Annotated in this window: 1 protein-coding gene; it reads left to right on the top strand. The window is 56.1% G+C overall.

Annotation, left to right across the window (positions count from 1 at the left end; all coding sequences use genetic code 11):
• Nucleotides 1-49: 49 nt before the first annotated feature.
• Nucleotides 50-246: hypothetical protein (locus tag AC1RO3_RS08375; protein ID WP_481763986.1), on the top strand; the 197-nt coding region annotated here is incomplete at its 3' end.

Raw genomic sequence — 246 nt, 5'->3', positions numbered from 1 at the left:
GATAACGGCGGGTGCCCGGCCAACTACGGCTCAGCTTCTTCAGGGACAGTTGTCCATAAACTTCCCGGACCGAAAGTTTTACACTCTCGACAACACTGGTGCGATCATCAGCATAGGTGTGGCTCCCGGGGATTTGGCACCTGTTGCGTTCACCGGCAGCTATAACGATCTAACCAACAAGCCCTCGGGTGGCAACTACACTCTTCCGCCCGCCTCAGCATCAGTTTTGTGGGGCGTGATGGTACC

The organism is Dellaglioa sp. CoH-57-MRSF-19 (genome assembly GCF_056781975.1).
Note: the sequence above shows the minus strand (reverse complement) of the source record. Positions and strands in the feature narration are given on the sequence as shown.